Origin of the sequence: Streptomyces aurantiacus, from assembly GCF_001418335.1 — a bacterium.
In the GTDB taxonomy this organism is placed as follows: domain Bacteria; phylum Actinomycetota; class Actinomycetes; order Streptomycetales; family Streptomycetaceae; genus Streptomyces; species Streptomyces aurantiacus.
This window is the reverse complement of the sequence record NZ_LIPP01000343.1, coordinates 1-9,918: the sequence shown is the minus strand read 5'-3', so window position 1 is coordinate 9,918 and position 9,918 is coordinate 1. Positions and strand designations below refer to the sequence as shown.

Below are 9,918 nucleotides of genomic sequence, written 5' to 3'. Positions count from 1 at the left end.
CCCCACCCACCCGCAGCCGACGAACTACGAACCGCCCCCCGTGGAACGCCTAGCTGACGACGCCCTTGGCGTCACCCGTCGCCGTGTCCCGCGTCGCCGACTTCGGGACCGGGCGGTCGTTCTTCAGCGCGTCCCAGACCAGCTCGGCCTTGTCCTTCTCGACGAGGACACGGTTGCCGTCCGCCGGGTCGTACTGGACCGGCATCGTGACCATGTTCATCTTCGACGAGCTGATCCCCTTGAGCCCGTTGGCGAAGGAGGCCAGGTCCTTGACCGAGGCCAGGTCGGAGTCGGTGGTCACCGTACTGGTGGCGGTGTCGGCGAGGTCGTACAGCTTCTTCGGGCTGGTCAGTACGCCGACGTCCTTGACCTGCTCGACCAGTGCCTTGATGAACGCCTGCTGGAGCTGGATGCGGCCGAGGTCGGAGCCGTCACCGACGCCGTGCCGGGTACGGACGAGGCCGAGCGACTGCTCGCCGGTGAGCCGGTGGGTGCCGGCCTCCAGGTCGAGGTGGCTCTCCTTGTCGGTGATGTCCTTGGTCGTGGTGACGTCGACACCGCCGAGTTCGTCGATCAGCTTCTGGAAGCCGCTGAAGTCGACCTCGACGTAGTGGTCCATGCGGATGCCGGTCATCGACTCGACGGTCTTCACGGCACAGGCGGCGCCGCCCGTCGAGTACGCCGAGTTGAACATCGCCAGGGACGAGGCGTCGTGCGTGACGCCCTCGCCGTCGGTGCACTCCGGCCGGGGCACGAGGGTGTCGCGCGGTATGGAGACCACGCCGGCCTTCTTGTGGCCCTCGTAGACGTGCACGATCATCGCGGTGTCCGAGCGGGCGCTGCCGTCGTCGGTGCCGCCGCCGAGCTTCTTGTTGCTGCCGGAGCGGGTGTCGGAGCCGAGTACGAGGATGTCCTGCGAGCCGTTGTCGATGTCCAGGGGCCGGTCGGTGCCGAGAGCCTGGTTGATGTCGACGCTCTTGATGTTGTCGTTGAGGTTGAAGTACACGTACCCGAGGCCGGTACCGCCGAGAACGAAGACACCTGCCGCGGACCAGGCCGTGACGAGAAGCGCCTTGCGGCGTCCGCTGCGCGGCTTGCGGCGCCGGCCCGTGGCACGGCGGCGCGGTTTCCCGGGTTCCGGAGTGCTCTCGGCTTCCGGGGTGCTCTCGGCAGACATGTGCTCCTCAGTCCTCGCTGATGCGCTCGGTTACCCCCTGCGGTCAGGGTCAGGCGTGGTCAGGTGCCGTGACGTCGCTGTCAGGACCCGTCTGTTCAGACGGGTAAACCGAAAAAAGGGTTGCACAACGCACTGTGACCGTATTGTGCGATCCCGGATACGATGGGTGACCGGCAGGGGGCGGTCACGGGTGGTCATCGGCGGCTCACCAGCACTTTCGGCGGCGGACGCCACGCTTCCGCGCCCCCGTGCCGACCTCCACATCTGTGGCGAAGGTCTCCCGTATCGCCCCCATATCGCCCCGCATCCGGGCCCGTGTCGCCAGGTGGCGGCAACGCGGAGGGCCGCCCCCGATGTGACGGGGACGGCCCTCCGCGGTACCTGCTACCGGCTGCGCCGGATGTGGTGCGACGTCAGTCGTTGCCGTTGCCCGGCATCGGCGTCGTCTTCTGGATCTGCAGCAGGAACTCGGCGTTCGACTTCGTCTGCTTCATTTTGTCGAGCAGCAGCTCGATCGCCTGCTGCTGGTCGAGCGCGTGCAGCACGCGACGCAGCTTCCAGGTGATGGCGAGCTCGTCGGCGCCGAGCAGGAGCTCTTCCTTACGGGTACCGGACGCGTCCACGTCCACCGCCGGGAAGACGCGCTTGTCGGCGAGCTTGCGGTCGAGCTTGAGCTCCGCGTTGCCGGTGCCCTTGAACTCCTCGAAGATGACCTCGTCCATGCGCGAGCCGGTGTCGACGAGCGCGGTGGCCAGGATCGTCAGCGAGCCGCCGTCCTCGATGTTGCGCGCGGCACCGAAGAAGCGCTTCGGCGGGTACAGCGCGGTCGAGTCGACACCACCGGACAGGATGCGGCCGGAGGCCGGGGCGGCGAGGTTGTACGCACGGCCCAGACGCGTGATCGAGTCGAGCAGCACGACGACGTCGTGGCCCAGCTCCACCAGGCGCTTGGCACGCTCGATGGCGAGCTCGGCGACCGTGGTGTGGTCCTCGGCGGGGCGGTCGAAGGTCGAGGAGATGACCTCGCCCTTCACCGACCGCTGCATGTCGGTGACCTCTTCCGGACGCTCGTCGACCAGGACGACCATCAGGTGGCACTCGGGGTTGTTGTGCGTGATCGCGTTGGCGATCGCCTGCATGATCATGGTCTTGCCGGTCTTCGGCGGGGCCACGATCAGACCGCGCTGGCCCTTACCGATGGGTGCGACGAGGTCGATGATGCGGGTGGTGAGCACGCCCGGGTCGGTCTCCAGACGGAGCCGGTCCTGCGGGTAGAGCGGCGTCAGCTTGTTGAACTCCGGCCGCCCGCGCCCGGATTCGGCCGCCATGCCGTTCGCCGAGTCGAGACGGACGAGCGCGTTGAACTTCTCGCGGCGCTCGCCGTCCTTGGGCTGACGGACGGCGCCGGTGACGTGGTCACCCTTGCGCAGACCGTTCTTGCGGACCTGGGCCAGGGACACGTACACGTCGTTCGGACCGGGCAGGTAGCCCGACGTCCGGATGAACGCGTAGTTGTCGAGGATGTCCAGGATGCCCGCGACGGGGATCAGGACGTCGTCGTCGGCGACCTGCGGCTCGTTGGCGCCGAACTCCTCGCGGCCACGGCGGCCACGGCGGTCACGGTAACGGCCACGGCGGCCGCGGCGGCCACCTGCCTCGTCGTCGTAGCCGTCGTCCTGCGGGCCGTTGTCACGCTGGCGGTCCTGGCGGTCCTGACGGCCACCGCCCTGCTGGCGGTCCTGCTGGCGGTCCTGACGGTCCTGGCGCTGCTGGTTGCCGCCACCCTGACCACTCTGGCTGCTCTGGCCGCCCTGCGGCTGCTCGTCGCCCTTGCCACGGCGGTCGCGGTCGCGGCCCCCGCGGTCACGGTCACCGCGCTCGGCACGGTCACCGCGGTCGCCCCGGTCACGGCGGTCGCGGCGGCCCTGACGGCCGTCGGCCCCGCCGTCCGAGCCGTCGCCCCTGGCCTCACCCTGGGACTGGGCGGGCTCCTCGGTCTTCGGCTCGCTCTTCGCCTCGACGGTGACCGTCTCGGGGCTGCCGACGTCGGCGGTGGCGCGGCGCCGGCGGCGCTCGACCGGGGCGTCCTCGACCGCACGCTCGACCGTGCTCGCACGGGAGGCGCCCCCATCGCGGGAGGGACCTCCGTCGGGCTGGCCGGGGATGTCGATCTGCTGCTGTGCCACGGCCTTCTCGGCCTTGGCCTCCGCCTTCTTCTCGACGGGCGGTACGGCCTCGGCCTCGTCGCCCGTACGAGCCTTCGAGGTGGCCCGACGCTTGGGCTTCGTCTCGGTGGCGTCCCCGGCGGCGGACGCGGCCTTGGCCGAAGCACCACCTCCGGCCTGCGCCTCCTTGATGACCTCGATCAGCTGGCTCTTGCGCATCCGCGCGGTGCCCCTGATGCCGAGGCCGGATGCGACCTGCTGCAACTCGGCCAGCACCATGCCGTCAAGGCCGGTACCGCGGCGCCGACGGGAGCCGGCACCGGTGGCAGGCGCGGAGGCGTCCGTGGCGGGCGCGGCAGCGGTCTCCTCGACACGTGCGCCCATCAGATCGGTGGTGTCGCTCACGAAGGGTCCTTCCCTGGAGCGGACGTCGGCCTGTCTGGCTCGGCGACCGGTTGTGCTGTCCGACAGTGGTCCTTGCTGTGTGGACCGTGCCGGGGCGGTGGTCCGCCAAAAGGCGGAGGGAATTTCTGGGATGACGTTTCCCGGGGCCGTGGACTTGAGGTTCGGTGTCCATCGGCTCGGTCACGCCGGTTCCGGAGCGTCTCAACACCGCTCAGCGCATAGCACCCAATGCATGGCGCAAAGCGGTTTGGGGGGCTCCCGGAAGAATGATTGTCCCGGACGGGGACGTGAAGCACCTCGCCATGGTGGGGTCGGGTGCAGACTTGAGATTAACACTACCGGACCCAACAAACATTCCCCCTCTCGAAATCCGGCAACCGAGTGTCACGGAGCAAGCGGCAACACACTCGCTCCGGTGGCGTCGAGGCCCAGCCGGTTGGCCGCCCAGCCCTCGCCCGCCAGTCGTGCGACCTTGTCGGCCGCGGCCTCGTCGGCGAGCGCGAGCACGGTGGGCCCGGCGCCGGAGATGACCGCGGGAATTCCGTCGGCCCGCAGCCGCTCCACCAGCGCCGCGCTCTCCGGCATGGCCGGGGCGCGGTACTCCTGGTGCAGTCGGTCCTCGGTGGCGGGCAGCAGCAGCTCGGGGCGCCTGGTCAGAGCCTCTACGAGCAGTGCGGCGCGGCCCGCGTTGGCGGCGGCGTCGACATGCGGGACGGTACGCGGAAGCAGTCCGCGGGCGGTCTCCGTCAGCACGGCCTTGCCGGGTACGAAGACCACCGGAACGATGGAAGCGGCGGGTTCCATCCTGAGGGCGCGCGCGGCTCCGCCCTCCATCCAGGACAGGGTGAACCCGCCGAGCAGACAGGCCGCGACGTTGTCGGGATGCCCCTCGATCTCGGTGGCGAGCTCCAGGAGCGCGGTGTCGTCGAGCTTGCTGTCGCCGCCTATGGTCACGGCGCGTGCGGCGACGATGCCGGCGCAGATCGCGGCGGACGAGGAGCCGAGGCCGCGGCCGTGCGGGATGCGGTTGGCGCACACGATCTCAAGACCGCGGGGCTGTCCGCCCAGCAGATCGAAGGCGGTGCGCAGGGAACGTAGGAGGAGGTGCCTCTCGTCGCGCGGGAGTGTCTCGCTTCCCTCACCCGCGATGTCGATGTCCAGGCCAGAGTCGGCCACCCGGACGACCACGTCGTCGTACAGCCCCAGTGACAGGCCGAAGGCGTCGAAGCCCGGGCCGAGGTTGGCACTGGTGGCGGGGACGCGCACCCGGACGGCGGCGGCGCGGAACGCTGGACCGGCCATCGCTCGATGACTCTCCTTGAGCTTGAGCTGCGAGATTCTCGAAATCCTGCGAGACGTACGGAGAATGCGGAAGACCCAAAGGCCGCAGGGACGGCGCGGCACCGCGGCATATGCGGCGGGCGGGTTCGGTACAGCCTATCGAAGGAAGGTTCTGTGGCGACATAGGGCGCACAGGAGGCGCACGATGCGTGTCGTGGGCCCCTCGTGCACCCCCGCCCCCCTTTTTTAAAGCTCGGTTCGCCTCCGGGGCGCCAAAGCCTGTGTCGAGAGGGCGACCGTGCTCGACCCCTCCTTCGTCGGGGCCTCCGCGCGCTCACCCTCTCGACACAGGCGCGCCCCTTCGGCTCACTCGCTGGCAGCCAGTTCAGGACGAGGTCCTGTGGTTGGTCCTGTGGTCCCGTGTTATGCCAGTGATGCCAGTTATGCCAGGCCCAGGCGTTCTGCGGCCGTGACCGCGTCGACCGGGACCGTGACCGGCTGCGGGGCGCCCGCGACGGCCCAGTCGGGGTCCTTGAGGCCGTTTCCGGTCACCGTGCAGACGATGCGCTGGCCAGGGTCGACCTTGCCCTGCTCGGCGGCCTTGAGGAGGCCGGCCACCGAAGCCGCCGAGGCCGGCTCGACGAAAACGCCCTCCTGCGCGGCCAACAGCCGGTAGGCGCGCAGGATCTCACGGTCCGTCACCTCGTCGATGAAGCCGCCCGACTCGTCCCGCGCGGCCAGCGCGAACTGCCACGAGGCCGGGTTGCCGATGCGGATCGCGGTGGCGATCGTCGAGGGGTCCTTGACGATCTCGCCGCGCACGATGGGCGCGGACCCGGACGCCTGGAAGCCCCACATGCGCGGAGTCCGCCCGGCGATCTTGTCGGCGGCGTACTCCTTGTACCCCTTCCAGTACGCGGTGATGTTGCCCGCGTTGCCCACCGGAAGGACATGGATGTCGGGGGCGTCGCCGAGCATGTCCACGATCTCGAACGCCGCGGTCTTCTGCCCCTCGATACGCACCGGGTTCACCGAATTGACCAGCGCCACCGGGTAGTTGTCGGAGAGGCTGCGCGCCAGGGTGAGGCAGTCGTCGAAGTTGCCGTCGACCTGGAGGATCTTCGCACCGTGCACGAGGGCCTGGCCCATCTTGCCGAGCGCGATCTTGCCCTGCGGTACGAGCACGGCGCAGACCATGCCGGCCCGTACGGCGTAGGCGGCGGCCGAGGCCGACGTGTTGCCCGTGGAGGCGCAGATGACGGCCTTCGCGCCCTCCTCCTTGGCCCGCGTGATGGCCATCGTCATACCGCGGTCCTTGAAGGACCCGGTGGGGTTCGCACCCTCGACCTTGAGATGGACCTCGCAGCCCGTGCGCTCGGAGAGCACCTGCGCGGGCACGAGCGGCGTGCCGCCCTCACGGAGCGACACGACCTGCGTGGTGTCGGACACCGGCAACCGGTCCCGGTACTCCTCGATGATTCCGCGCCACTGGTGGGTCATTGCTGGTTACTCTCCTTCAACCCGCATGATGCTGGCGACACCCCGCACGGTGTCGAGGTTGCGCAACGCCTCGACGGTCCCGCTGAGGGACGCGTCGGACGCGCGATGCGTGACGACGACGAGGGAGGCATCGCCGCCTCCGTCCTGCCGACCTTGCTGGCGAACCGTATCGATCGACACTCCGTGTTCGGCGAAGACGGTCGCCACCTGGGCGAGAACGCCCGGTTTGTCCGCCACATCGAGGCTGATGTGGTAGCGGGTCACGACCTCGCCCATGGGCGAGACCGGCAGCTGGGTGTACGCCGAGTCGCCGGGCCCGGTCGCGCCGCTGAGCTTGTTGCGGCAGACGGCGACGAGGTCGCCGAGGACGGCGGAGGCGGTCGGCGCACCGCCGGCGCCCGGCCCGTAGAACATGAGCTGCCCGGCGGCGTCCGACTCGACGAACACGGCGTTGTACGCGCCGCGCACGGAGGCGAGAGGGTGGCTCAGCGGGATCATGGCCGGGTGCACGCGCGCGGTGACGGACCCGCCGTCGGCGGCCCGCTCACAGATGGCGAGCAGCTTGATGGTGCAGCCCATCGCCTTCGCCGAGGCGAAGTCGGCGGCGGTGACCTCGATCATGCCCTCGCGGTACACGTCGTCCAGGCGCACGCGCGTGTGGAAGGCGATTCCGGCGAGGATGGCGGCCTTGGCGGCGGCGTCGAACCCCTCGACGTCGGCGGTGGGGTCGGCTTCCGCGTACCCCAGGGCGGTGGCCTCGTCGAGTGCTTCCTGGTAGCCGGCGCCCGTCGAGTCCATCTTGTCGAGGATGAAGTTGGTGGTGCCGTTGACGATGCCCAGGACCCGGTTGACCTTGTCACCGGCGAGGGACTCGCGCAGCGGCCGGATCAGCGGAATGGCACCGGCGACGGCGGCCTCGTAGTACAGATCCCTGCCCTGCTCCTGGGCGAGGGCGTGCAGCGCGGCGCCGTCCTGCGCGAGGAGCGCCTTGTTCGCGGAGACGACGGACGCGCCGTGTTCGAAGGCGGTCGTGATGAGCGTACGGGCGGGCTCGATACCGCCGATGACCTCGACGACCACGTCGATGTCGCCCCGTTTGACCAGGGCGGTCGCGTCGGTGGTGACCAGGGCGGGGTCGATGCCCTCGCGCACCTTGGACGGGCGCCGCACGGCCACGCCCGCCAGCTCGACGGGAGCCCCGATCCGGGCGGCGAGGTCGGCGGCGTGCGTCGTCATGATGCGCGCCACCTCTGAGCCGACGACCCCACAGCCCAGCAGCGCCACCTTCAGCGGACGCGTACGCATCATCCGACCTCGTTTCCTCATACCGTCACGGTGGAACCAGTCTCACTCACCGGACGGGGGTTTCTGCCCCACGTCCGGATCGTGAGATGTCTATTTCATCAGCGCGAGAACGAAAGACAGGAAATCTTCCGCCCTGCCGACGTCGACGCAGTCATGTCGGTCAGCCGACATCGAGACGCAGAAGATCCTCCTCCGTCTCCCGGCGGACGATCACCCTCGCCTCGCCGTCGCGGACGGCGACGACGGGCGGACGCAGGGCGTGGTTGTAGTTGCTCGCCATCGAGCGGCAGTACGCGCCGGTGGCCGGCACCGCGACGAGGTCGCCGGGCGCGAGGTCGGAGGGCAGGAAGGCGTCCTTCACGACGATGTCGCCACTCTCACAGTGCTTACCGACCACGCGTACGAGCATGGGCTCGGCGTCACTCGTACGGGAGACGAGGGCGACGCTGTACTCGGCGTCGTACAGCGCGGTACGGATGTTGTCGGACATGCCGCCGTCGACGGAGACGTACGTACGCAGTCCTTCGAGGGGCTTGACGGTGCCGACCTCGTAGAGCGTGAAGGCGGTCGGTCCCACGATGGCGCGCCCGGGTTCGACGGAGATACGAGGGGTCCGCAGCCGGGCGGCCTCGCACTCCCTCGTCACGATCTCACCGAGCGCCTTGGCGATCTCGTGGGGCTCGCTGGGGTCGTCGTCGCTGGTGTAGGCGATGCCGAGGCCGCCGCCGAGGTCGATCTCGGGAAGCTCCACGCCGTGCTCGTCACGGATCTCGGCGAGCAGCGACACCACACGACGCGCGGCGACCTCGAAACCGGCCATGTCGAAGATCTGCGACCCGATGTGGGAGTGGATACCGACCAGTTCGAGCCCGTCGAGGCTGAGCGCGCGCCGTACGGCCTCGGCGGCCTGCCCGTCCGCGAGCGCGATGCCGAACTTCTGGTCCTCGTGCGCGGTGGCGATGAACTCGTGCGTGTGGGCCTCGACGCCGACGGTCACGCGGATCTGCACCCGCTGCCGCTTGCCGAGGCTCTGCGCGATGTGTGCGACGCGGACGATCTCCTGGAAGGAGTCGAGGACGATGCGCCCGACGCCGACGTCGATGGCCCTGGTGATCTCTTCCACGGACTTGTTGTTGCCGTGGAAGGCGATGCGGTCGGCGGGCATGCCGGCGGAGAGGGCGGTGGTCAGCTCGCCGCCGGAACAGACGTCGAGGTTCAGCCCTTCCTCGTCCAGCCACCGCACGACGGCGCGGGAGAGGAACGCCTTGCCCGCGTAGAAGACGTCGGCGTCGTGCCCGAAGGCGGTGCGCCAGGCCCGCGCCCGCGCCCGGAAGTCGGTCTCGTCGACGAAGTAGGCGGGCGTGCCGAACTCCTCGGCGAGCGCCGACACGTCGATCCCGCCGACGCTGACCGAGCCGTTCTCGGTACGCGTCACGGTCTGCGCCCAGACCTTCGGGTCGAGGGCGTTGAGGTCGGCCGCCGGCGCGGAGTAATGGCCCTCGGGAAGGACATCGGCGTGACGGGGCCCGGCGGGGTGTGCGGAACGGCTCATGTCTGTTGGGCTTCCTCAGAGATGTTCGGAGACATTCAGAGATGCTCTGGTGCGTCGATGCCGAGCAGGGAGAGGCCACCGGCCAGCACCGTCCCGGCGGCTTCGGCGAGCGCGAGCCGGGTGCGGTGGGCGGCCGAGGGTTTCTCGTCGCCCACGGGGAGCACGGTGTGCTGAAAGGCGAGCGTCGCGTCGGCGACGGCGACGAGGTGCCGGGCGAGCCGATCGGGCCCACGGTGGCGCGCGGCGGAGGCGAGGGCGTGGGGGTAGGCGTCGAGGACGCCGAGAAGCTCGCTCGCGGCGTGCACACGCGGTACGCCACAGCTTCCGGTGTCGGCCGGGGCTGGGGTGAAACCGAGGTGGGCGGCGTTGCGGCTGAGGGCCCGGCTGCGGGCGTACGCGTAACGAACCCTGAAGAGCGGATTGCCCTCGCGCTGGACGAGGTGCTCCTCGGTGATGCGGGGCCTGTCGTGGGGCGCGGGATGGAGCAGGGCCCAGCGTGCGGCGTCGCGGCCGAGGGCGGTGAGGGGGGTGGG

At 69.9% G+C, this 9,918-nt stretch carries 7 protein-coding genes; all 7 read right to left on the bottom strand.

Going from position 1 to position 9,918, the window contains the following annotated elements:
• Positions 1-49: 49 nt before the first annotated feature.
• Entirely contained in the window at positions 50-1,177 is a 1,128-nt protein-coding gene (locus AOK01_RS34340; RefSeq protein WP_055518634.1) for an LCP family protein, read from the bottom strand.
• Between the two features lie 413 nt (positions 1,178-1,590).
• A complete protein-coding gene (gene rho, locus AOK01_RS34335) occupies positions 1,591-3,747 on the bottom strand; it encodes a transcription termination factor Rho (RefSeq protein WP_055518632.1) in 2,157 nt (718 codons plus the stop codon).
• 384 nt (positions 3,748-4,131) lie between these two features.
• The gene (gene thrB / locus AOK01_RS34330) at positions 4,132-5,049 is read right to left on the bottom strand and encodes a homoserine kinase (protein WP_055518630.1); all 918 of its coding nucleotides are present in this window, start codon (positions 5,047-5,049) and stop codon (positions 4,132-4,134) included.
• A gap of 420 nt (positions 5,050-5,469) precedes the next feature.
• On the bottom strand, positions 5,470-6,528 hold the full coding sequence (gene thrC / locus AOK01_RS34325; protein ID WP_055518628.1) for a threonine synthase: 1,059 nt from the start codon (positions 6,526-6,528) through the stop codon (positions 5,470-5,472).
• A gap of 6 nt (positions 6,529-6,534) precedes the next feature.
• The gene (locus AOK01_RS34320; protein ID WP_055518636.1) at positions 6,535-7,833 is read right to left on the bottom strand and encodes a homoserine dehydrogenase; all 1,299 of its coding nucleotides are present in this window, start codon (positions 7,831-7,833) and stop codon (positions 6,535-6,537) included.
• Between the two features lie 160 nt (positions 7,834-7,993).
• A complete protein-coding gene (gene lysA, locus AOK01_RS34315) occupies positions 7,994-9,385 on the bottom strand; it encodes a diaminopimelate decarboxylase (RefSeq protein ID WP_055518627.1) in 1,392 nt (463 codons plus the stop codon).
• Between the two features lie 35 nt (positions 9,386-9,420).
• Positions 9,421-9,918 (bottom strand): DALR anticodon-binding domain-containing protein (locus AOK01_RS34310; RefSeq protein ID WP_245702540.1); only part of this gene is annotated, 498 nt, incomplete at its 5' end.

Excerpts from the sequence above, each read along its gene's own strand:
- lysA (WP_055518627.1), bottom strand. The coding sequence starts at position 9,385 with ATGAGCCGTTCCGCACACCCCGCCGGGCCCCGTCACGCCGATGTCCTT.
- AOK01_RS34320 (WP_055518636.1), bottom strand. The coding sequence starts at position 7,833 with ATGCGTACGCGTCCGCTGAAGGTGGCGCTGCTGGGCTGTGGGGTCGTC.
- thrC (WP_055518628.1), bottom strand. The coding sequence starts at position 6,528 with ATGACCCACCAGTGGCGCGGAATCATCGAGGAGTACCGGGACCGGTTG.
- thrB (WP_055518630.1), bottom strand. The coding sequence starts at position 5,049 with ATGGCCGGTCCAGCGTTCCGCGCCGCCGCCGTCCGGGTGCGCGTCCCC.
- AOK01_RS34340 (WP_055518634.1), bottom strand. The coding sequence starts at position 1,177 with ATGTCTGCCGAGAGCACCCCGGAAGCCGAGAGCACTCCGGAACCCGGG.